This window comes from Gordonia gummivorans (assembly GCF_022513585.1).
In the GTDB taxonomy this organism is placed as follows: Bacteria; Actinomycetota; Actinomycetes; order Mycobacteriales; family Mycobacteriaceae; genus Gordonia.
In genome coordinates this window covers 77,842-99,784 of sequence record NZ_JAKWBF010000002.1, presented here as the reverse complement: position 1 = coordinate 99,784, position 21,943 = coordinate 77,842, and the positions used below count along the sequence as shown (strand labels likewise).

General features: G+C 64.6%; 21 protein-coding genes and 1 pseudogene. 12 read left to right on the top strand and 10 right to left on the bottom strand.

Annotated elements, in window-relative coordinates; all coding sequences use genetic code 11:
• Nucleotides 1-88 precede the first annotated feature (88 nt).
• A complete protein-coding gene (locus tag MKW15_RS02325) occupies nt 89-1,072 on the top strand; it encodes an AraC family transcriptional regulator (protein WP_240855752.1) in 984 nt (327 codons plus the stop codon).
• Here the strand turns inward: MKW15_RS02325 and MKW15_RS02320 are convergent.
• On the bottom strand, nt 1,056-1,754 hold the full coding sequence (locus tag MKW15_RS02320) for a hypothetical protein (protein ID WP_240855750.1): 699 nt from the start codon (nt 1,752-1,754) through the stop codon (nt 1,056-1,058). The two genes, MKW15_RS02325 and MKW15_RS02320, sit on opposite strands and share 17 nt — an antisense overlap.
• A gap of 203 nt (nt 1,755-1,957) precedes the next feature.
• On the opposite strand from MKW15_RS02320, the gene MKW15_RS02315 reads away from it, so the two are divergent.
• The 6 genes from MKW15_RS02315 to MKW15_RS02290 all read left to right on the top strand — a co-directional run bounded on the left by MKW15_RS02315 (nt 1,958) and on the right by MKW15_RS02290 (nt 7,703).
• On the top strand, nt 1,958-2,251 hold the full coding sequence (locus MKW15_RS02315; protein ID WP_240855748.1) for a hypothetical protein: 294 nt from the start codon (nt 1,958-1,960) through the stop codon (nt 2,249-2,251).
• On the top strand, nt 2,248-3,072 hold the full coding sequence (locus MKW15_RS02310) for a hypothetical protein (RefSeq protein WP_240855745.1): 825 nt from the start codon (nt 2,248-2,250) through the stop codon (nt 3,070-3,072). The genes MKW15_RS02315 and MKW15_RS02310 overlap by 4 nt, the downstream gene beginning before the upstream one ends.
• An 80-nt stretch (nt 3,073-3,152) precedes the next feature.
• Entirely contained in the window at nt 3,153-5,081 is a 1,929-nt protein-coding gene (locus MKW15_RS02305; protein ID WP_240855743.1) for a fumarate reductase/succinate dehydrogenase flavoprotein subunit, read from the top strand.
• Nucleotides 5,082-5,099: 18 nt separating this feature from the next.
• Complete coding sequence (locus MKW15_RS02300; RefSeq protein WP_240855741.1) at nt 5,100-5,846, top strand: succinate dehydrogenase/fumarate reductase iron-sulfur subunit; 747 nt, start codon at nt 5,100-5,102, stop codon at nt 5,844-5,846.
• A 57-nt stretch (nt 5,847-5,903) separates the two neighbouring features.
• A complete protein-coding gene (locus MKW15_RS02295; protein WP_240855739.1) occupies nt 5,904-7,409 on the top strand; it encodes an amino acid permease in 1,506 nt (501 codons plus the stop codon).
• Between the two features lie 78 nt (nt 7,410-7,487).
• A complete protein-coding gene (locus MKW15_RS02290; RefSeq protein WP_240855737.1) occupies nt 7,488-7,703 on the top strand; it encodes a hypothetical protein in 216 nt (71 codons plus the stop codon).
• A gap of 473 nt (nt 7,704-8,176) precedes the next feature.
• On the opposite strand, the gene MKW15_RS02285 is transcribed toward MKW15_RS02290, so the two are convergent.
• From MKW15_RS02285 to helR, 6 genes are all read right to left on the bottom strand, one after another.
• Nucleotides 8,177-9,130 carry an SDR family oxidoreductase gene (locus MKW15_RS02285; protein ID WP_240855736.1) on the bottom strand — a complete coding sequence of 318 codons (954 nt, stop codon included), beginning with the start codon at nt 9,128-9,130 and terminating at the stop codon, nt 8,177-8,179.
• Nucleotides 9,130-10,089: a bile acid:sodium symporter family protein gene (locus MKW15_RS02280; RefSeq protein WP_240855735.1), complete on the bottom strand. Its 960-nt coding sequence runs from the start codon at nt 10,087-10,089 to the stop codon at nt 9,130-9,132. The genes MKW15_RS02285 and MKW15_RS02280 overlap by 1 nt, the downstream gene beginning before the upstream one ends.
• Nucleotides 10,086-11,390 (bottom strand): flavin-containing monooxygenase, encoded by a 1,305-nt coding sequence (locus tag MKW15_RS02275; protein ID WP_240855734.1) that lies wholly within the window; start codon nt 11,388-11,390, stop codon nt 10,086-10,088. Before MKW15_RS02275 ends, MKW15_RS02280 begins: the two co-directional genes overlap by 4 nt.
• 682 nt (nt 11,391-12,072) lie before the next feature.
• On the bottom strand, nt 12,073-12,954 hold the full coding sequence (locus MKW15_RS02270) for a 2-hydroxy-3-oxopropionate reductase (RefSeq protein ID WP_240855733.1): 882 nt from the start codon (nt 12,952-12,954) through the stop codon (nt 12,073-12,075).
• 24 nt (nt 12,955-12,978) lie between these two features.
• Entirely contained in the window at nt 12,979-13,791 is an 813-nt protein-coding gene (locus MKW15_RS02265) for a hydroxypyruvate isomerase family protein (RefSeq protein WP_240855730.1), read from the bottom strand.
• Between the two features lie 37 nt (nt 13,792-13,828).
• Complete coding sequence (gene helR / locus MKW15_RS02260) at nt 13,829-15,976, bottom strand: RNA polymerase recycling motor ATPase HelR (protein ID WP_240855729.1); 2,148 nt, start codon at nt 15,974-15,976, stop codon at nt 13,829-13,831.
• 123 nt (nt 15,977-16,099) lie between these two features.
• On the opposite strand from helR, the gene MKW15_RS02255 reads away from it, so the two are divergent.
• Together MKW15_RS02255 and MKW15_RS02250 are read left to right on the top strand one after the other, a co-directional pair.
• Nucleotides 16,100-16,696 (top strand): sulfite oxidase-like oxidoreductase, encoded by a 597-nt coding sequence (locus MKW15_RS02255; protein ID WP_240855727.1) that lies wholly within the window; start codon nt 16,100-16,102, stop codon nt 16,694-16,696.
• Complete coding sequence (locus MKW15_RS02250; protein ID WP_240855725.1) at nt 16,693-17,409, top strand: FAD-binding oxidoreductase; 717 nt, start codon at nt 16,693-16,695, stop codon at nt 17,407-17,409. Before MKW15_RS02255 ends, MKW15_RS02250 begins: the two co-directional genes overlap by 4 nt.
• Nucleotides 17,410-17,524: 115 nt before the next feature.
• Here MKW15_RS02250 and MKW15_RS02245 read toward each other — a convergent pair whose 3' ends face one another.
• Nucleotides 17,525-17,938, bottom strand: coding sequence for a MarR family winged helix-turn-helix transcriptional regulator (locus MKW15_RS02245; RefSeq protein ID WP_240855724.1), 414 nt, complete (start codon nt 17,936-17,938; stop codon nt 17,525-17,527).
• Between the two features lie 88 nt (nt 17,939-18,026).
• Between MKW15_RS02245 and MKW15_RS02240 the strand changes: the two genes are divergently transcribed.
• Entirely contained in the window at nt 18,027-18,437 is a 411-nt protein-coding gene (locus tag MKW15_RS02240) for a hypothetical protein (RefSeq protein ID WP_240855722.1), read from the top strand.
• Between the two features lie 38 nt (nt 18,438-18,475).
• Here the strand turns inward: MKW15_RS02240 and MKW15_RS02235 are convergent, their stop codons facing one another.
• Nucleotides 18,476-19,138, bottom strand: a complete 663-nt coding sequence (locus tag MKW15_RS02235; protein ID WP_240855720.1) for a M23 family metallopeptidase — start codon at nt 19,136-19,138, stop codon at nt 18,476-18,478.
• A 352-nt stretch (nt 19,139-19,490) separates the two neighbouring features.
• Between MKW15_RS02235 and MKW15_RS02230 the strand changes: the two are divergent.
• Nucleotides 19,491-20,659: pseudogene (locus MKW15_RS02230) on the top strand (alpha-hydroxy-acid oxidizing protein).
• 72 nt (nt 20,660-20,731) lie between these two features.
• On the opposite strand, the gene MKW15_RS02225 reads toward MKW15_RS02230, so the two are convergent.
• Nucleotides 20,732-21,352 carry a malonic semialdehyde reductase gene (locus MKW15_RS02225; RefSeq protein ID WP_240855718.1) on the bottom strand — a complete coding sequence of 207 codons (621 nt, stop codon included), beginning with the start codon at nt 21,350-21,352 and terminating at the stop codon, nt 20,732-20,734.
• A 93-nt stretch (nt 21,353-21,445) separates the two neighbouring features.
• Here MKW15_RS02225 and MKW15_RS02220 point away from each other — a divergent pair, with 93 nt between their 5' ends.
• Nucleotides 21,446-21,826, top strand: a complete 381-nt coding sequence (locus MKW15_RS02220) for a winged helix-turn-helix transcriptional regulator (RefSeq protein WP_240855716.1) — start codon at nt 21,446-21,448, stop codon at nt 21,824-21,826.
• Nucleotides 21,827-21,943: the final 117 nt, after the last annotated feature.

The following is a 21,943-nucleotide window of genomic DNA, read 5'->3' as shown; positions in this document are numbered from 1 at the left end:
CGAGTACACCGCCCTCAGGCGAGACGATCCATGGCTCATAGGATCAGTTGCATGTCCGATCGTCTCATCGCGGCGTACTCTCGTGGTCGTGGATGCTCTGGGAAGTCTGCTGAACGGTCCGCGCGCGCACAGCCCCATGATGCTGCGCATGGTGATGGCGTCGCCCTGGTCGGTTCGCATCGAGGACACGGCTCCGCTCACCGTCGTGGCGGTCACGCGAGGGGAGTCGACGCTGTCCTATGACGACGGTGTGAGCTATCGGGTGCGACCCGGCGATGTCGCGCTGGTGCGTGGGACTCATCCGTATGTGATCGCCGACGAACCCGAACACGAGTGGGTTGCGCGCATCGACACCGGTGGTCAGTGCTTCGACCCGACGGGCACGCACAGTGTCGCCGAGGACATGTGCTTCGGCGTGCGTTCGTGGGGAAACTGCGCCGACGATACTGCGGCGCAAGCGATCATGCTGATCGGCACGTATGCGAGTGGGGAGGTGAGCCGACGCCTTCTCGACGCTCTCGACCGTTTCACCCTGGTGTCCCTGCGCGACCATCCGCTGATCGCGCTCATGGAAGACGAGATCGTCCGTGACTCGCCTGCCCAAGACGCCGTCCTCAACCGTTTGCTCGATCTACTTCTCATCACGGGGCTGCGACAAGCCATGGAACGCGGCGATGTTCGCGCCGCAAAATGGTATCGCGCACACTCCGACCCGGTCGTCGGCCATGCTCTACGCCTGCTGCACAACGGGATTGACCAGCCATGGACGGTGGCCTCGCTGGCCACCGCGGCCGGCGTGTCACGCGCGGCGATGGCCAGACGCTTCACCGACCTCGTCGGTGTGCCCCCGATGACCTACCTCACCGACTGGCGGCTGTCGGCCGCCGCCGACCTCCTCGCCGATCCAGAGCAGACCCTGACATCGATTGCGCGACAGGTCGGCTACGGCAGCCCGTTTGCCTTCAGCGCGGCGTTCAAGCGGCAACACGGTGTCTCGCCGGCAGTCTTTCGAGCGCGCGCGACGACCGGGAACGCCCATGGCCCGGCGGATGGTGTCAGCCGAGCAGATTGACCGCGTTGGCGACGACGAGGCTCAGGATGACGATCGACAGCATCGACTGCACAGCCATGGCGAGCTTCGCCCATCGGGCGAGTGGCAGGACATCGGTCGGGCTGAACGCGGTGGCGTTGTTCAGGCCGAGGTAGAGGTAGTCGAAGAACACCGGCCGCCAGCCCGGAGCGGCAAGTTCGGGATTGAGTTGCTGGGGGAACGCCAGATCGGTGTACTCGCGGGGATGCAGATGCCGGTTGACCGGCCCGCCGTTGTCGAGTTCCCAATACAGGAACGCGAACGCGATGATGGTTTGGATCCAGACGAGCGCACCGGACACGAGGAGTTCCAGGGCGTTGGTCGTCTGCGGGCTGCCGTGGAGCAGATCCCAGACCAGTCTCGCCGATCCCCACGCCGCGCCCGCGGCGATCGTTGCGACCAACGCGAGCGACAGTCCGCGAACCCACGGACCGGGCCGGTCGATGCGGCCGGGGTCCGCGATCACGAGAGCGAGGAGTGCCACTCCCTGAATGGTGGGGAAGAACCAGGGGATGAACCAGTCGGTGCCCGGGCCGTAGTGGCCGGGCAGAAGAAACGGCACCGACATCGAGACGAGAACGCACGCCGATGCGGCCCAGCGTCGTTCCGCGCGTGGTCTCTGTTCGCCCGGCCCCGTGTCGTCGGGCGCGGTGTCGTCCGCCACCTCGGTTCCCTTCCGGTCGGGCAACGCTCAGGTTCGGGAGCCGGTCACCTCTGCGGCGCCTCCACGAGCATGCATTTGTTCGCATGCTTGCGAGGAAGGGTACCCAGGAGAGGTCAATACGACATGTTGTAGTGGAATGTCGTTGACTGAGGGGTCCCCGACGGTACTGTGGTGCGTATCACATAGTTCTTGGAGGGAGTCCCATGGTAACGGCCGAGATGAATGAACTCCATCGGAGCATCGGGACGCTGCGGCACCACATCGTCAAGCTCAAAGCACGGTATGGCGATGTCGACGCCGTTCGACGGATGACGAACGACCTCGACCGGCTCGAAATCGATCTGCACGACTTCGAACATGCGCCGCCGCCCCTCCTCAAGGCCAAGAGCGGCAAGGACGACGTCATATACGTACCGGACAGCAAGTCGGATGAGTCGGCGTGGCTCGGTGCACAAGACGAAGGGCTGGGCTTCCACTCGCGTGAGCGAACGAAGTGAGCGCCCCCGCAGCTGAGCGGGAGGCAACCGGGGTCTTTTCTCCGGGACGGGCGCGCATTCTGGCGCGAACCCTGAGGGTCGACAGGTGGTGGCTGTCGCCGCTGCTGACGGTGCTCGGTCTGTCGGCTTTCATCGTCTATGCGACGGTGCGTTCGTTTGTTCGCAGCGCGTACTGGGTTGCCGACTATCACTATCTGACGCCGTTCTATTCGCCGTGCCTGAGTGAGTCGTGCGTGCCGGGTTCGAGTCATTTCGGGACCCCGTTTCCGGAACTCCCGATGTGGATCCCGCTCGGTTTCGTGGTGCTCCCGTTCCTGCTGGGATTCCGCCTGACCTGCTACTACTACCGCAAGGCCTACTACCGTTCGATCTGGTTCTCCCCGCCGGCCTGTGCGGTGGCCGAGCCGCACGGCCGCTACACGGGAGAGACCAGGCTACCGCTCATCGTGCAGAACGTGCACCGCTACTTCTTCTATGTCGCGGTGATCGTTTCGCTGATCAACACCTACGACGCGATCACCGCGTTCCACGGGAAAGACGGCGGGTTCGGCTTTGGGCTGGGCAACGTCATCTTGGTGGCGAATGTGCTGCTGCTCTGGACCTATACCGTGTCGTGCCATTCGTGCCGGCATGTCACCGGAGGCCGGCTCAAGCACTTCTCGGCCCACCCGGTCCGGTACTGGATCTGGACCCAGGTGTCGAAGCTCAACACCCGGCACATGCAGTTCGCCTGGATCACCCTCGGCACCCTGGTGCTCACCGACTTCTACATCATGCTGGTGGCCAGCGACACGATCTCTGACCTGAGATTCGTAGGGTGACACCCCTTGGATTTCACAACGACTGACATGTTCACAATCACTGTCGTGCAATCGATTTCACAGTAGGGGGTCTTGGCTAGATGACTGAACCGGAACGCCACAGCTACGACGTCGTCGTCATCGGTGCGGGCGGTGCCGGGCTGCGTGCGGTCATCGAGGCTCGTGAGAAGGGCTATTCGGTTGCCGTGGTGTGCAAATCGTTGTTCGGCAAGGCACACACGGTGATGGCCGAGGGTGGTTGTGCCGCATCGATGGGCAACGCCAACTCCAAGGACAACTGGCAGGCGCATTTCAAAGACACCATGCGCGGAGGTAAGTTCCTCAACAACTGGCGCATGGCCGAACTGCATGCCAAGGAAGCGCCGGATCGGGTCTGGGAGCTGGAAACCTATGGCGCCCTGTTCGATCGAACGGCCGACGGGCGGATTGCCCAGCGCAACTTCGGGGGTCACACCTACCCGAGGCTCGCCCACGTCGGCGACCGGACCGGCCTCGAACTGATCCGGACGATGCAGCAGAAGATCGTCTCGCTGCAGCAAGAGGATTACGCGGCCACCGGAGACTACGAGTCGCGGATCAAGGTGTTTGCCGAATGCACGATCACCGAGCTACTCAAAGACGGCGACGCCATCGCCGGCGCGTTCGGCTACTGGCGCGAATCGGGCCGCTTCGTCCTGTTCGAGGCACCCGCGGTGGTGCTCGCGACCGGCGGCATCGGCAAGTCGTTCAAAGTGACGTCCAACTCATGGGAGTACACCGGCGACGGACATGCACTCGCCCTGCGCGCCGGCGCGAGCCTCATCAACATGGAGTTCATCCAATTCCATCCGACAGGCATGGTGTGGCCGCCGTCGGTCAAGGGCATCCTGGTGACCGAAGGTGTTCGAGGTGACGGTGGTGTCTTGAAGAACACCGAGGGCAAGCGCTTCATGTTCGACTACATCCCGCCGGTGTTCAAAGGGCAGTACGCCGAAACCGAAGAGGAAGCCGACAAATGGCTTGCCGACAACGACAGTGCGCGGCGCACTCCCGATCTGCTGCCCCGTGACGAGGTGGCCCGGGCGATCAACGAAGAGGTCAAGGCGGGCCGTGGCACCGACCACGGGGGTGTCTACCTCGACATCGCCTCCCGCATGCCCGCCGACGAGATCGTTCGCCGGCTTCCGTCGATGCACCACCAGTTCAAGGAGTTGGCCGACGTCGACATCACCGCCGAGCCCATGGAGGTGGGTCCGACCTGTCATTACGTGATGGGTGGGATCGAGGTCGACCCGGATACCGCTGCGTCGCGCGTGCCCGGCCTGTTCGCCGCAGGGGAATGCTCCGGTGGAATGCACGGGTCAAATCGGTTGGGCGGCAACTCATTGTCGGACCTGCTGGTGTTCGGGCGCCGGGCCGGACTGGGCGCCGCGTCTTATGTCGAATCGCTGGACCGACGACCGGAGATCGCGGCCGAAGACGTCGAGCGTGCAGCTTCCTTCGCGCTGGCTCCCTTCGATCCTCCGGCCCAAGGGAAGCCCGAGAATCCCTACACACTGCACACCGAACTGCAGCAGTTCATGAACGACCTGGTGGGCATCATCCGTAAAGAGGCGGAGGTGCAAGAGGCGATCACCGACCTGGAAGAGATGCGAAACCGGTTGGGCGGCATGCAGGTCGAGGGTCACCGGCAGTTCAACCCCGGCTGGCATCTGGCGGTCGACATGCGCAACATGCTGCTGGTGTGTGAATGCGTCGCGAAGGCGGCACTCATCCGTACCGAGAGCCGAGGCGGTCACACCCGCGACGACCACCCGGCGATGGACGCGACGTGGCGTAACACGCTGCTGGTGTGCACCGCTGACGCCGGTGACGATTCGCCGGTCCCCGAGGTCACCGTGGTCCGCGAAGATCAGATCCCGATGCGCCCGGACCTGCTGGAGCTGTTCGATTTCTCCGAAATCGAGAAGTACTACACCGCCGACGAGATCGCCGGGCACCCCGACGCGGACGGCCACGGGGAGAACTGACGGTCACGAGGAGACAAGATGGGCTACGACGCGAAGTTTCGGGTGTGGCGCGGGGACACCGACAGCGGTGATCTCCAGGACTACACGGTGCTCGCCAACGACGGCGAGGTGGTGCTCGACATCATCCACCGTCTGCAGGCCACACAGGCCCCCGACCTGGCTGTGCGCTGGAATTGCAAGGCCGGCAAATGCGGCTCGTGTTCGGCGGAGGTGAACGGTCGCCCGAGGCTGCTGTGCATGACCAGGATGTCGACCTTCACCGAGGACGAGGTCATCACGGTGACACCGCTCCGCACCTTCCCGGTGATCCGCGATCTGGTCACCGACGTCTCGTTCAACTATGCGAAAGCCCGCGAGATCCAGGCGTTCACCCCACCCGAAGGCTTGGAGCCGGGGGAGTACCGGATGAAGCAGGTCGACGTGGAACGGTCGCAGGAGTTCCGCAAGTGCATCGAGTGCTTCCTATGTCAGGACACCTGCCATGTGGTCCGTGACCACGAGGAGAACAAGCAGAACTTTGCCGGACCTCGTTTCCTGATGCGAATCGCCGAACTCGACATGCATCCGCTCGACGTCGCCGAACGCCGCGACTCGGCACAGACCGAGCATGGTCTGGGACTGTGCAACATCACCAAGTGCTGTACCGAGGTGTGCCCCGAACACATCAAGATCACCGACAACGCGCTGATCCCGATGAAGGAACGGGTGGTCGATCGTCGATACGACCCGTTGGTGTGGTTGGGGAACAAGCTCTTTCGTCGCTAGTGGTGTGTCCGTCAGGGAATGCGCGTCAGGCCGTCGAATCGCGGTTAAGCTCAGCGAATGTCGAGTCCTCTCGGGATCACCCCGGACGAGTCCCTGCGCAAGGGGCTGCAAACCCGTCACATCAGCATGCTCGCCCTCGGCGGCGCCATCGGTACCGGTCTGTTCGTGGCGTCGGGTGCGACCATCGCCGACGCCGGACCGGGTGGCGCGATCACGGCATACCTGCTCATGGGCGCTATGGTGTTCTTCCTCATGCAGAGCCTGGGCGAGATGTCGGCGTACATCCCGTGCAGCAACCCGTTCGAGGAGTACGGCAAGCGCTTCGTGAGCCCGTCCTTCGGCTTCGCGGCCGGATGGAACTACTGGTTCAACTGGTCCATCACTCTCGCCGCGGAGGTGGTGGCTGCCGGGCTGATCATGAAGTACTGGCTGCCCGACGTCCCGTCGTGGGTCTGGTCGGTGGTCTTCCTGGCGGGTCTGTTGGCTCTGAACCTGTTCGCGGTCAAGGCCTTCGGTGAGGCGGAGTTCTGGTTCGCCACCATCAAGGTGATTGCGGTGGTGGTCTTCCTGTTCGTGGGCGTCCTGTTGATTCTCGGTGTCGTCGGTGACATGCCCTCGCCCGGGTTCAGCAACTGGACGGTCGGCGACGCGCCGTTCGTCGACTTTCCGCTCGGCATGCTGTCGGTGTTCCTGATCGCGGGCTTCGCGTTCCAGGGCACGGAGATGATCGCGGTCGCGGCAGGTGAGGCGGTCAATCCGAAGACAGCCATCCCGCGTGCCGTCCGCACGGTCTTCGTACGGATCCTGCTCTTCTACGTGGGAACCCTGACCATCATCGGATTCCTGATCCCGTACACCAATCCCAACTTGCTGAATGCCTCCGAGGAGAACATAGCGATCGCGCCGTTCACCCTGGTGTTCAGTCAGGCGGGCATCTCGGTCGCCGCGTCGATGATGAACGCCGTGATCCTGATCGCCATTCTCTCGGCCGGCAACGCCAGCCTGTTTGCCGCGACCCGGGCGTTGTTCGGCCTGTCCCTGGAAGGCAGCGCTCCACGCGCCTTCGCGCACGTCACTCGCACCGGAGTCCCGATACTGGCAGTGGCCGCCACCGCGGCCATCGGAGCTCTCTGCTTCCTCGCCAGCAGGGTGGGCGACGGACGTGCGTACGTGTGGCTTGTCACCGCGTCGTCGGTGGCCGGTTTCGTCACCTGGATGGGAATCGCCTGGGCCCATTACCGCTTCCGGCGGGCCTGGCATGCGCAAGAGCGACCGCTCGACGACCTGCCGTACAAGGCATGGCTGTATCCGGCCGGCCCGATCATCGCGCTGGTCATGTGCGTGGCCGTCATCGCCGGCCAGAACCTGCCCGCCATCCGCGACGGCAGCGCAGGCAATCTCGAACTATGGCTGACCGCCTACGGCGCGTTGTTCGTGTTTCTGGGGCTGTGGTGGGGACACAAACTCGTCACCCGACTACCGGCGGTGGACTTGCGCACCGCCGACCTCTCACCCAGGTCGGCCGCGTCGGCGCATTACCTGACCGACGAACACGCGAAGTAGATCTACTCCGGCACCGATGTTGCCGAATGAATGACCCGTTTTTGTTGACTACCAGGCACTCGAACTACCATCCAGCCCATGAAAATGCGCACCCTCGTCTTGTCGGTCCTCATCGCAGGCGGAACCGTTCTCGGTGTGGCCGGGCATGCCGATGCCGCCACCAAACCACGCGTCGGGGCACCCTGCTTGCTGTCCGAGGAAGGCAAGTTCCGCACGGCTCCCGGCGGTCAGACAGTGCGCTGCACCAACACCGGATACTCCGGGATGAAGTGGGTGCGCGTCGCGCAACGCTAGTGCTCGCCCTCCACTCCTGACATCCATCGGATCGGTGACCGCGGCTACGACCTGTACAGGCCTGCCGGTCTGCGGGTTCCGGCCCCGCTGGTCGTGGTGCTGCACGGTGCACTTCGCAGCGGACACGAGGCCGAGGAACGCTTCGGTTGGGGATGCGGCGGCCGACCGTGGTGGCTTTGTCGCGGCCTTCCCCGACGGACTGAATGGTTTCTGGAACGCCGGGGCGTGCTGTGGCACGGCTTCTCTGCACGGCGTTGACGATGTCGGCTTCGTCAAACAGGTTGTCGCCGACGTCAAACGCACGGTCGACATCCACGAGTCGAGAGTGTTCGTCTTCGGTATGTCGAACGGCGCCATGCTGGCCTACCGATTCATCTGCGAGACAACACTGTTCGTGGCAGCCGCACCTGTCGCCGGTTCGCTCGGGGTCCCGTGCGTGGGACATCAATGGCCCGGTGGCCGATGGGCGCCGCTCAGCGTGCGACGACGTCCGGATGTGTGTTCAGGTACGCGTCGAATGCGTCGGCGGTGGTGAGCTCCGGGGTGTATCCGAACTCGGACTTCAAGCGGGTGTTGTCCAGCACAGGGCGGTAGCGCAGAAACCGGACCTGGGCGGGACCGTGGGGCGTCAGACGCAACGCACGCGCCACGAGCAGCCCTGCGGCCAACAGCGGTGCAGGAACTGTCAAGCGCGGTTTGCCGAGTCGCGCGGCGATCTGTTCGACGGTCAATGCGCCGTCGCCGGCGACGTTGAAGATCCCGGCCGGCCCGTCGGTGGCGGCGCGCGCCATGGCACGCGCCACGTCGTCGACCCAGACGAAGACGAACGGCGAGTCCGAACCTCGAATCGCCAAGATTCGCTTGCCATCCCACAGGGCGGTGATCTGATTGGCGACGGTGGGGCCGAGGATGGTGCCGATCCGAAACACCACCTGCTCGAGTCCCGGGTGCTCGACGCGCGTGCGGGCCAGCATCTCTTCAACCAGTCGCTTGTGCCGCGAGTACGGGAACTCGTCGTTGCCTCGCGTCGGTTCGTCCTCGCTGATCCACCCCGGATTGTCCGGGTGATAGCCGTATGCCGCACCCGAACTCGACACCACGATTCGCCGAACCTGCGCACAGACACACGCGCGCAGCACATTCGCACTTCCCGTCACGTCCACCCGGTACTCCAGGTCGACGTCCCGTCCACGATTGACGATGGCGGCCAGGTGCACGACCACGTCGATGTGATGCTCGCGCAGCAGCGGCTCGATGCGATCGGGATCGGTGACGTCGAGGAGCACGTCGACGACGCCCGCACGGGGTGCGTCGGGTATCCGGATGTCCGCGGACACCACCGTGTCCACCTCGTCACGTCCGACGAGTTCACGCACCACAGTCGACCCGAGGAAGCCGGCCCCGCCGGTCACCAGCACGTTGGTCATCAGGACGCCACCGGATTGGCCACGGCAGCGTCACCTTTCGCCGAGCCGGTCCGCCTGAGCGTGTGACGGCCCCACACAGTTGCCAGCACCAACCCGGCGAGGACGTCCCACACTCCCCACCAGCCGGCCACGACTGCCATCCCGCCCAGTCCGTCGAAGAAGGTCATCACCAGACCGAGTCCCAGGCCGGCATTGCGGATGCCGACCTCGAAGGTCATCGCCTTGCGCTCACGAGTGCCGAGGCCACCGACCGCCGCGGTCGACCACCCGATCCCCAGTGCCGCGGAGTCGTGGATGGCGACGACCACCAAGATGATGCCGAGGTGAGAGACGAAGGCCTCCCAGTTTCCGGCCAAGGCGGCCACGACGAACCCGACAAGAGCAAGCAGCCCAACCCATTTCACGGTGGGTTGCACGCGGTCGGCGAAGCGTGGGTACGCGCTTCGCAGTCCTAGGCCCAACGCGAAGGGCACCCCGATAATGAGTGCGATCTCGACCAACATGCGCATTGGGTCGAGTCGGACGTCGGTCAGCAGATCGCCGGCGTCGGGGTGGATGGATCCCCAGAAGGAAATGCTCAGTGGCAGAGCGACTATGTAGATCACATTGCTCACGGCGGTCATCGAGACCGACAACGCCACATTGCCCCCGGCACGATGCGTCAGGATCTGCGAGATGTTGCCCGGTGGGCAGCACGCCACCAGCAGCATGCCCAACGCCATCGAGGGGGTTACGGGCAGGATCAACGTCAACACGAAGGTGATCGCCGGCAGGATCAGCAATTGGGCCGCGATGGCGAGGACGAATGGGCGCGGATGCCGTGCGACCACCCGAAAGTCCCGTGGTGTGGTGTCCAGGGCGATACCGAACATGATGAACGCGAGCAGGATGCTCAAGAGAGTCAGCGATCCTGGCGTGAAGTTGACGGTGACCTCGTCGATACCGGCGGCGAGTGTCATGGGTGTGCTCCGGTCTCGCCCGCAAGCACCGCAGTTTCCTTCAGCACAGCTCGACGGTAGGCGTCCTTGTTGACGTAGTAGGACATTCGCGCCAGGCCGAGGTAGCGATAGCCTGCCGTGAGGTCCGGCCACGGATTCTCGCGAACCCGGGACCGAAACGCTTCGGCAGCGGCCGGGTCGTGCTCGACGGCGTGTAGGTAGGCCGCGATCAGTTCGGCCTGTTCGTACCGTCCTTGCCATCCCAAACCGGACGCCTCGACCATTCCCATCACGAACAGGCCGGAGAAGTCCGGCGGGAAGATGTTCATGAACAGTTCGGGTGCGTCCGAGGTCCAGTTCAGCAGGGCAGAGTCGACGAACGGGTAGTCGAGTCGGTAGCCGGTGGCCAGTAGGAGTACGTCGTAGTCCCCGCTGCTGCCGTCGCGGAAGGTGACCGTGGTGCCGTCGAAGCGTTCGACGTCCGGGCGGATCCGCAGATCACCCTGGCCCAGGTGATTCAGGATCGCCGTGTTCACGACCGGATGCGACTCGTATATCCGGTGGTCCGGTGTGGGGAAACCGAACCGAATGGGGTCACCGGTGAACAGCTTCAGAAGGCGGGTGTCGATGAATTGTTTGATACGCCGGGGCAGTGGCCGGCCCTGGTTGAGGGTGTCTGATGAACGCCCGAAGAGATATCGGGGCACAAAGTAATAGCCGCGTCGCACACTCATGTCCACGGTATCGGCGTGGTGGACGGCGTCGACGGCGATGTCGCAGCCGGAGTTGCCCGCGCCGACCAGCAGCACTCGTTTGCCGGCGAGTTGTTCTCCACGTTTGTAGTTGCTCGAGTGCAGGATCTCACCGGTGAACTCGCCCGCGAACTCCGGCACATTCGGCTCGGCCAGGGTGCCGTTGGCCGCGATCACACCATCGACGAACTCGGTGACTTCGCCGTCACGTGTGGTGACCGTGAGCAACCATCCGTCGCCCTTGGGTTCAGCTCGATCCACACGGGTGTCGAAGTGGAAATGCCGCGTGAGGTCGAAATGGGTGGCGTAGTCGTCGAAGTAGCGCTTGAGCACGCGGTGACCCGGATATTCGATCGTGCTGTTCATCGGAAACTCGCTGAACTCGGTGGTGGTTCGCGAGGAGATCAGATGAGCGGACTCGTACACGGTGCTGCGCGGGTTGTCGATGTCCCACAGCCCACCGACCCCGGACGCCGCCTCGAACCCGACGAATGCGATGCCCGCAGCTTGCAATGCCCGTGCGGCTGCCAGCCCGCTGGGCCCTGCCCCGATGATCGCGTACTTACTCACCCGACTCACCCAACCCGTACCTGCGCTGATCGTTCACCGCATCGACTCCGACGATTTCGAGCCATATTGTGTCATCGTCGGGAGCCCTGGATTGTCCGACGGCAGGTTTGACCTGCGGTGAGGTGCGCGGGGGCCTTCGGATCACGGCGGTGGAAAGTCGATCGTGTCCCGGGGTGCCTTCTGACGATTCTGGGGCGGATGCCTCACGCGAGTGACGACGCCGCAATCGCCCGCGTTCACCACGACCACCTCGACGGGGCCGCTGACTCGACGAGTTCGGTGACCACCGCTATGACCTGGAGAGATGCAGACTGTCGCGGGAGGCGCGCCGGACACTCTGTGTCCTGTTGGAGAATCTGTGCGCTGCAGCACACGGTTTACCCGATTCGGCACAGGGTGTGGCCTGAGGGCATCCATGGCACATCACCGCCCGGTCGGGCGCGGCCTGGGCTTCTGTCTGGCCACCTACCACGTTGATCTACGAGAACTCGAGTTGAGTTGGAGAACGCGAGTGCTGCAGCACTCGCGTTCTCCAACTCGGCACCGGTTGTCGTGGGTGCCGGCTATCGGCGTGGCGCAATGTCAGAAGCCGCGTGGATGGTCATAAACCCTATGCGCACCAGCGGTTTCCGACCACACTAGCGGTTTGTGGCGAGGAACGCGGCTAACGGGTAGGAGGCTCTCAGCCGAGTCGCCCGGACAGTCGTTCGACGCCGCGGAACAGTGCGCTGTGATCGAGTCCGCCGTCGCCGTTGGCGCGTGCCGACGCCATCAGCGTGGCGACGAGGTTTCCGACCGGAAGCGCGAGCCCGGCGTCGCGTGCCGACGCGGTGACGATCCCGAGATCCTTGTGGTGCAAGTCAATTCGTGCGCCCGGAGCGAAGTCGCGGTCGATCATCCGCTGCGCCTTGTGGTCGAGAACCGTCGACCCGGCAAGCCCACCACCGAGGACGCGAACAGCAGACGACGTGTCCACGTTGTGGGCTTCGAGGAAGACGATGGCCTCGGACAGTGCCGCTATGTTCGCTGCGACGATCAGTTGATTGGCGGCCTTGACGAGTTGGCCACTGCCGCTGGATCCGACGTGAACGACAGTGGTACCGACCGCATCGAACACGGGCCGGGCCTTCGCGAACGCGTCGTCGGGTCCGCCGACCATGATCGACAGCTTTGCGTCGATGGCGCCCTCCTCGCCGCCGGAGACCGGTGCGTCGAGAAAGACGTGGCCGTGCTCGGCTGCTGCGTCGGCCATGCCCATGGCCACGTGAGGGCTGATGGTGGAGAAATCGATGACCACGGTTCCCGGTGCGGCATGGGTGAAGACACCGTCGGGGCCGGTCAGAACCGATTCGACATCGGCGGAGTCGGGCACCATGGTGGCGACGAACTCGGCGTTGGAAACCGCTTCGGCGATCGAATCCGCGGCCGTGCCCCCGGCCTCCACGAGATTTGCGGCTCGCGACGGTGTCCGGTTGAAGCCGACGACCCGATGGCCGGCCCGGACCATGTTGATCGCCATGGGGCTGCCCATCACGCCGAGTCCGATGAATGCGATCGATGTCACTTCCGCTCCCTGGTCGGTTGCTGATTACGTTGTGCCCCAGGCGAACCCCGGGAGCCAGTCGAACGGATCCGGGCGCGTCGCCTCGTACTCGAGACTGATCCATCCCCGATAGCCTTCGGCCGCCAGGGTCCTCAGGTGGCCGGCGAGATCCAATGTCCCGGTGCCGGGTTCGCTTCGGCCGGGAGCATCGGCGATCTGCACGTGACCGATGTCATCGGTGAGACCGGATAAGACCATCCCGAGATCCTCGCCATTGACCGCCAGATGGTAGAGGTCGGCGAGCAGCTTGAGGTTGCGGCACCCGTGTTCTCGTCGCACGCGCTCGATGACTTGTATCGCATCGGCGGCACGCCGCAGCGGGTACGTGGGAATCGCACTGAGGGGCTCGATCAGAATGTCCGCGTCGATCGTCGCCGCGGCCCGCGCGGCAAATGCGAGGTTCTCGGCGGCCAGGTGATCCTGGCTGTCGGCACCGACGCCCTCGATCCGGTTGCCGTAGAGCGCATTGAAACCGACTGTCCCCAAAAGCTTACCGATGCCGACCGCCACGTCGACGCTGTCTCGGAACTCGCCGGATGCTCGAGGATCGGAGACCAGGCCGCGGTCACCAGCCGCGAGGTTGCCCGCAGCGAAGTTCAAATGGGTCAGTCGAACACCGGCGTCGCCGATCGCCGTGACGAACGCGTCGACATGGCTGTCTCTGGGCACTGCGGACTCGAACGGCCACCAGAACTCGACGGCGTCGAAACCGGCTTCTCGGGCTGCCTGCGGGCGCTGATGCAGTGGCAACGACCGGAAGAGGATCGAACAGTTGACTGTCAGACGTCGATGGTCCATCGCCTGCTCCTGCATCCTCGTTTCCCTGCATACTCGCTCACCGTGCGATGACCAATTCTGCCGTGGCCCGGGTCATGGCCACATAGGTGTCCACCGATCCGGTGATACCAGAGCCGAAGTCTTCCGGCCGCACCACGATGACCAGGTCGAATTCGAGGCCCTTGACTCGTTCGGGGCTCAGTGACCGGACGCGCGGCCTCTCGTCGAACGTGGCGTCGCCGATGACACATGCCGTCGTGTCGGGATGATCCGCGAGCCACTTGTCCAGGAACCCGTGGAGGTCGACGATCGGAATGTGCCCGACGGGCCGGCCGGATCGGCGTATGGAGGTGGGCACATTGGCGTCGGGGAGGGCGGCGCGGATGATGGGTTCGGCGGTCTCCATGATCTCCGCCGGGGTGCGGTAGTTGACGCTGAGAGGCGCGATTCGGACCTCGCCCAGCCCGATGCGGGTGAGGCGTTCTGTCCACGACTCCGAGAACCCTCGCCGAGCCTGTGCGCGGTCGCCGACGACGGTCATGCTCCCGGACGGGCATCGGTCGGTCAGCATGTGCCACTGTGCGTCGGCGAGTTCCTGCGCTTCGTCGACGATGATGTGTGCGAAGGGACCGGCCAACAGGTCGGGATCTGCACGAGGCACTTCGCTCTCGTCGACGAGCGCGTCGCGCAGGTCACCTTGCCGGAGCATCGACATCAAGCCTTCGCCGTCGTCGTACTCTCTCGATGAAATCAAGTGGCTCACCACGTCATCCATTTCTGCCCGCTGGGCGGCCAGTACCTTTGCGCGGCGCCGACGACGCTGCTCGGCCCCGGGGTCGCCGAGGCGGCGACGGGCAGCATCGAGGAGGGGGAGATCCGCGGATGTCCACGCCGCTCCATCGGGGCGTTGGAGTAGCCGGACCTGGTCCTCGGTGAGGTCGGGATCGCACCAGCGCAGGAATGCCGGAACCGTCCACAGATCGCCGACGATGTCGGTGGCGTGCACGATGGGCCAGGAGCGGCTGACCAGGGCAGCCAGGTCCTCGTCGGACTGCAGTGCGGCGCTGACCATTTCACTCGCGATGTCCCCGACAACGGCGCGAATCGAATCCACGGCGATATCGCTCAGCGTCTCCCAGATGTGTTCGCGGGCTTCGTTGTGTGGCGCGTCGCCGGCGGCATCGAAGGCCTCCGACCAGTCGGCGGCCGTGAACGTGACTTCGCCCCAGAGTGTGTCGACCGTGGTCGTCGACGGTGGTTGCTCATAGAACAGCACCGCGCGTTCCACTGCGCGCACCATCGCCAGCGAGCCCTTGAGGTGCGCCACGCCCGGATCGCGTTCTGGCCGAGACTGTTCGCCCTCGGCGACGATGTCGTTCGGTGTGCACAGCCGCACCCCGTCGGTACCGAGATTGGGCAAGACGTCGGCGACGTAGCCCAGATACGGCTCGTGCGGTCCCACCACCAGCACGCCGCCACGGTGCCCGCTCACGCGCTCGTCGGCGTAAAGCAAGTACGCGGCACGATGTAGTGCGACAACGGTTTTGCCCGTTCCGGGACCGCCGTCGACGACGAGTGCGCCCTGCGACGGCGCGCGCACCGCGAGGTCCTGATCTGATGCGATAGTGCCGAGGACATCGCGCATCCGAGGCGAACGTCCGACCGACAGCGTGGCAAGGAACGCGGAATCGTCGTCCGGAGCGACCGGGTGGGTGAGCGGGGCGTCGACCAGGATCTCGTCCCAGAAGTCGACGATGCTGCCCTGCGACCAGCGATACCTACGCCGACTCTCCAGGTCTGCGGGATGAGCCTGCGTCGCTCCGAAATATGGCTCGGCCTCCGGAGTGCGCCAATCGACGAGCAGTACGTCGCCGTCGAAGTCAACGAGACCGACGCGGCCGATGTAGACGATGCTGCCATCGCGACAGACGAAACGCCCGAGGCAGACGTCGCGCTCGTGGCGTCGGAGTACGGCGAGTCTCGAGGTCAGACCGCGGATCTCCAGATCACGATCGGACGCCTCCTGCCATTCGTTGCCCGACAGTGTTCGGCGCAGCTCGTCGAGCCGGGCGGTGAGCGTGCTGACAGAGTGCTCCAGGTGTTGGGCGATACGCGCCATCCATTCGGTGTCAGTGGTGATCAGAGTCGGGTTGGCGTGAGCGGGATGGTCGGCGGCAAGGGTGAAGATGGGGCGGTCGAACGGCATGCAGTCTCTTCCGTGAGGTGGCGGAGTCGACCATGGTGCACCACGATGGGGGCCTTGCCGCAAGCCCCCTACCTCGGTATATGGTGAAAGGGGAAGTGATCGTGAAAGTGGGGGTTGCGCCCGATGGCGATTGTCAATCGAGGTTTTGTCGGCCGTCGAGACCGCGCCGCCGATCGGCTTCCGCCCGGACAATACTCGACCGTCGACTTCCCGGTGCTCTCCGCGGAGCCGACACCTGTTCTGCCCCATGACTCTTGGCGACTGACCATCCAATCGTCCGAGCATCGCGCGCACTCAATGGACTGGGCGGCCTTCAGTGCATTGCCGCATCGGGACCTCACCACCGACATTCACTGCGTGACCCGCTGGTCAAAGTTCGACACCCGTTGGCGTGGTGTGGCTTTCGATGACCTACTGGGAGTTCTGCCCTGGCAGCCCGACGCCTACGTGATGGCGCACTGCTACGGCGGATACACCACCAATGTGCCGTTGGCCGACTTGGTCGACGGCAAGGGATGGCTCGCCGACACCTACGACGGCGAGCCCCTCGCGCCCGAACATGGCGGTCCGGTACGCCTTCTGGTACCGCACCTCTACTTCTGGAAGAGTGCCAAATGGGTTCGGCGCCTTCGGTTCATGCCCCACGATGCGCCAGGTTTCTGGGAGGAACGCGGATACCACATCTACGGCGACCCCTGGCGTGAGCAGCGCTATTCATGACCACCCACTGGCAGGTCACCACGGTGATCGCAGCCGAGCTGCAAACGCCGACCGCCCGCTCCTTCCGATTGGCCTTGAGCGAACCGTTTAAGGCCGACGCGGGTGCACATGTCGACATCCGACTGACCGCCGAGGACGGCTATTCCACCTCGCGTGCCTACTCGCTGTCCGATGTTCGTGAGACCCGCACCATCGAGGTCACTGTCGAGAGGGCCGACGACGGGGAGGTGTCGCCCTACCTTGTCGATGTCGTGGAACGAGGCGACCCTCTGGAGATCAGCGGTCCACACGGAAATTGGTTCACGTGGGACCCGGCCGGCACCGAGCCGGTGCAGTTGATCGGTGGCGGCTCGGGAATCGTGCCGCTGATGTCGATGATTCGTCTCCGCGAGGTCGCCGCGCCGTCGGTGCCGTTCAACCTCGTCTACTCTCTACGAGCCCCGGATCGACGCTACTTCGGTGCCGAGCTCGATCAGCTGTCGTCACACCACCGGATGCCGATCACGTACTTCCACACCCGGAATGCACCTGACGGTGATCCGCGTCGTCCCGGTCGCGCGACCGCAGATGAACTCGGCGCCGTCACGATCGCGCCCGAGCGTCAACCGACCGTCTTCATCTGTGGCCCTACGGATTTCGTCGAGCACTGCGCGCGGGCGATGATCGCGGCGGGACACGACGCTGCGCGGATCAGGACTGAACGCTTCGGGTGAACCCCACTCCAGCGAGCATCGACCCTCCGATGGCCGAGGTGTGAGGAGCCCTGACGACGAGCCTCGAAGCCCCTGGCGAGAGTCCATTGTCGTCTCAACAGCAGTACTCTTCGGATCAGCCGAGGCGGTCGAGCAACTGTGTCAGGGTCTCTCGTTCGGTCGGTGCCAACGGCGCCAAGAATCCCTCTTGTACCGAGGCGAGGACTGAGGCCAGGCGATCGAGTTCGCGGTGCCCGGCAGGGGTCAGGCGGACCAGCATTCGCCTACCGTCGGTCGAATCCGACTCTCGCGCAATGAAACCCTGCGCATCGAGGGTTCGCAGCGAGATGGTCACGTCACTGCGATCGAGGCCAGTCGCTCGACCGATGTCGGCCTGGCTCAGTCGATCTGCCGATTCCAGGGTCGCCATGATGCGGTAGAAGTATGGCCGCGAATCGGCTGCGGAGAACGCCTGCTGGAGGAGGGTGTGAGCGCGAAGGTTCGCGCGACTCATCAGCCACGTGGCCTGGTGCCGGAGACGATCCGTCATGTCGTGACCGTACCAGTTCGTTGGCCAGGCCAACGTTATCGGAGTATTGTTGGTGCAACCAACGAATAAAGACGGCGAGGAGAGCGGGATGATCGAGTTCGGGCCCCAGTTGATCGGTCAGGTCGAGAAGACGCTCGGCGCACTACTGGAGTCCGTACTGCGCGACTCCAATATCTCCGAGAGGGAATGGGTCACCTTGCGGATCGCGGCGCAGAACACGAACGGACCCGCCGGCCTGTCCGCGGTCGTCTCAGATCGGGCACGTTTTGCCGATGCCGAGCAGATCATCGGTGGCCTGGCGGAGAAGGGGTTGCTCGATGGCGACGCGCTGACCATGCGCGGCCGGGAGTTCCTCGATCAAACAGGAGCGAGGATCTCCCGGCTGACCGCGCCGATCTGGGGTGGCTTGCCCACCGCAGACGTCGAGGCGGCCACACGCGTGCTCAACGAGGTCCTCGACCGGGGTCGCGTCGTCGCGAGTTCCGCGGAATCGTCGTAGCGACGATTCCGCCCGGGCCGCGTTGGTTGGTCAGCGGGTCACGGGTGGACGTTGCGCTTGTTCAGCCAGACCTGCGGATTGATCTTGTTGCCGCTCTTGTCCCAGACCTCGTAGTGCAGGTGCGGCCCGGTGGACTGGCCACGGTTTCCGACGGTGGCGATCTTCTGGCCGGCGCTGACCTTCTGTCCGGCGTGGACAAAGCTCTTGTCGACATGGCCGAAGACGCCGGTGGTGCCGTCGTCCTGCCGAACGCGGACCCACTGGCCGAAGCCCGACGCCGGACCGGATTCGAGGACGACTCCGTCGGTCACCGCGTAGACCGGGGTCCCGATCTTGTTGGCGATGTCGACTCCGTTGTGGTGGCTGCCCCAGCGTTCGCCGTAGCCCGAGGTGACGGTGCCGCTGGTCGGCGCCACGGCGCGGCCCGGCACGTGCGGGAGAACGCGCGGCGGAAGGATGTTCGGGGGGAGAATGCCGCGCGCCAGGTTGTCGACCTGCGGCGGAAGTGTCACGTTCGCGGGCAGCTTGGGCATCGGGGGAGCGGGCTGCGCCGCCGCGTGGGCTGCGCCTCCGATGGTGAGGCCGATCGTGCCCGCGAAGGCTACGACGGCGCCGGTCTTGACCTTGGTGGTCCAGGCGCGGGTGACGGGCTTTGTCGAGTTGTGTGCGTTCAGTTGGTTTCGTGGCACGTCGTTGTCCATTTCGTCTTTTGGTAACAGTTCGGTATCGGCAAGGACACGGCGAGGCTACTCACGGAAAGGTCGGCGAAGCCAGCGAGAAGGGGGTGGACGTGAGGGGGCTCACCCGTCACGCCGCGAGCGACAAATGCCACGATTGGGATGAAATACCAGGTGAAAGGCGGATCAGGCGCTTCACGCGTGCTCGGGCCCGGATTCCCAGAAGTCGACACGCGGGCCCTTGGCGACGGGCGTGCCGGCTTGTCGGGCTCAGCGACCCAGTCGAACGTCGCGTTGTGACCACAGTCACAAGGCTTCGGCCCAGACTCGGAGGCTGATCTGGGCGCCCAGGCTTGCGCCACGAGGAGGCACTGACATGACACCCGATTACGGGGCTTTTCAACTCGAGATATACCTGGCCGGCACCCAGGGCCGGCTTCCGAGGTATCCCGTGGATTCGGAGTCCCTGGAACACCGGGCGCAGGAGGTGTTGCCGCCCTGGATCTGGTCCTATGTCGCCGGTGGGTGTGGGAACGAGCGGACGCAGCGGGCAAACGTCGATGCCTTTGAGAAGTGGGGCGTAGTGCCCCGAATGGGTGTGGGGGCGGTCGAACGTGACTTGTCCGTCGAATTGTTCGGCATGACGCTGCCGTCGCCGGTATTCATGGCGCCGATCGGGGTGATCCGGATCTGCTCACAGGAGTTCCACGGCGATCTCGCGGTCGCACGCGCCGCCGACCGCACCGGAATCCCGGCCGTGCAGTCCACGCTGTCCATGGACCCGGTCGAGGAGACCGGTGCCGTCCACCAGGAGACGCCGGGCTTCTTTCAGCTGTACATGCCCAGGGATCGTGACCTCGCGCTGAGCTTCATCCGCCGTGCCGAGCAGTCCGGGTACAAGGGAATCGCGGTCACCCTCGACACCTGGACGCCTGGCTGGCGGCCGCGTGACCTCATTACATCCAACTTTCCGCAGCTGCGTGGGATGTGCGTCTCCAACTACTTCACCGATCCCAATTTCCTTGCCAAGCTCGCCAAGAGCCCGGAGGAGGACCTGCCCACTGCGATCCTGACGTGGGCGGCGAACTTCGGGCAGCCGGTCACTTGGGACGACCTCGCCTGGATTCGAGAGGTGACCGATCTCCTCGTCATTCCGAAAGGGGTATGTCACCCCGACGACGTCCGCCGCGCCATTGACGTCGGTGCCGACGCGATCTACTGCTCGAATCATGTTGGGCGCCAGGCGAATGGAGGACTACCCGCCTTGCAGCACTTCCCGGCGTGGTGGCCGCCGCGGGCGATACGCCGGTCCTGTTCGATTCGGGGGTGCGCAACGGGAGCGACGTCGTCCTCGCGCTGGCGCTCGGGGCCACCGCGGTCGGTCTCGGACGCTCTTATGCATACGCGCTGGCCGTCGGCGGCGCGGACGGGCTGGTGCATCACCTCCGGTCGGTGCTGGCCGAGGCCGATCTCCTGATGGCGATCAACGGCTACCCGACGCTGGCCGACCTGCGCGCCGAGGGTGCCATTCGCCGCGAGATGTAGTCGCCACGGCTCGCGCTCGGTTTCGGGCGCTCGCTCGCGATCCATACCGACGTCTATTGCCGTCGGTATGGATCACCCCCAGGCGAGGGCGGTCTCCGCCGGGACGCGCGGCAGTCGGTCAAACCACGGGTTGTCCCCGGGGTGTCCGATGGTGACAACCAGATGGCTCTTCCACGTCGTGCCGGCGAAGAACTCCGCGTCGACACCAGCGCGGTCGAATCCGCCCATCGGGCCGGCAGCGAGCCCTTGTGCGCGGACCGCCATGAGGAACACACCGGACTGCAGAGCGGCGTTGTACTCGGCCATGTCCTTGACGACGTCCTCCGGCATCGAGGAGAAGTGCTGGAAGTACATCTCGGCACGATCCGGGAATGTCGTTGGGAACTGTTCGTAGAAGCGTCCGTCGTAGGCCAGGATGGCCAGCGCGGGGGCGGCGAGAACCTTGTCGCCGTTGGTCTCCATCATGTGCGGCGCCAGTCGTTCGCGCCCGCCCTGGGTTCGGATGAACAACGCGCGCAGGGGCTGCGCGTTGGCGCCCGACGGAGACCACCGGGCGAGATCCCAGATGCCCTGCAACTCGTCGTCGGAGACGGGGATGTCGGCAAACGAATTGGCGGTTCGCGCTTCGGTGAACAGCAGCGATCGGCCGCGCTCGTCCAGCTGTTCGAGGTCATACCCAAGATCTACACTCATCGATTTACTCCTATAATCAGTGTGGCTCTTCAATTTGATGGTACTACTAATCTAGTAGTTAAGTCCAAACCGAGAGTTGCTAAGATCGGACCCATGCCTACTCGTCGCGCTGCATCGGTGGCATCGTCGACGGATGGTCAGCCCCCCGCCTGCGATGCGACGCTGACCCGGGCGTTCACCTTTCTGGGCAAACGCTGGAACGGACTTCTGCTGGGCACGTTGATGCACGGGCCGGCAGGTTTTGCCGAGCTCAAGCGCGGACTGGGCATCAGCGATTCGATGCTGTCGGACCGACTCAACGAACTGACGAGAGCAAATCTCGTCGAGCGCAAGGTGGACCCCGGACCTCCAGTCGCCGTGACCTACGCGCTCACCGACGACGGACTGGCGATCTCACCCGTTTTCGAGGCGCTGGTCAAGTGGGCCCACAGTCATCTTCCCGCGGAACAGTGCGTCGGCCACGCCGACGGCTGACCGGAGAACTCCCACCCGCGCACCAGAAGGATTGCGCAAGCGGGATATTCGTGAGCGACCGACGGTTCTCGCTTACCTCCGCGGCATCGCGGAAGCCAGGTTGACGCCGATGACCCG